Origin of the sequence: Lewinella sp. 4G2 (genome assembly GCF_001625015.1) — a bacterium.
GTDB lineage: Bacteria > Bacteroidota > Bacteroidia > Chitinophagales > Saprospiraceae > Neolewinella.
The window spans coordinates 1-394 of the sequence record NZ_LVWJ02000004.1 but is presented as its reverse complement, the minus strand read 5'-3'; the positions used below and the strand labels follow the sequence as shown (position 1 = coordinate 394).

The 394-nt window shown below is 32.2% G+C and carries 1 protein-coding gene; it reads right to left on the bottom strand.

The genetic code is table 11. From position 1 onward, the window contains the following. Positions 1-62: 62 nt before the first annotated feature. Positions 63-394: hypothetical protein (locus tag A3850_RS20370; RefSeq protein WP_231915257.1), on the bottom strand; the 332-nt coding region annotated here is incomplete at its 5' end.

The following is a 394-nucleotide window of genomic DNA, read 5'->3' as shown; positions in this document are numbered from 1 at the left end:
TCCATATATCTTGAGGTGCTGTACAGAGTATAGAAGTTAGTGTTTATCTCTAAATAATATTCTTAATGTAATTGTCTAATTATTTTCCTAAATTCAGCATTAGATACCACATTTGGTTCCGGCATATTCAATCTAGATCTAAATTTTTTCATGGAATAAACACTAAACAAAACCTTGTCATCTTCTACAGTTTTGTAACTAATCACCGTCGATCCTAATGTAGATGGGTAATTTGACAAGTGGTATACTCCGCGTTTACTTTCATGAAACCTAATTACTATATTTTTCTTATCTACAAGTGCGATTACTCTCATTCCTTCTCTACAAACAACTGACATACTTCTTGGCTTTCTAATTTTGGCAAGCTTATCGATGTTGTACCAACCAAAATCTT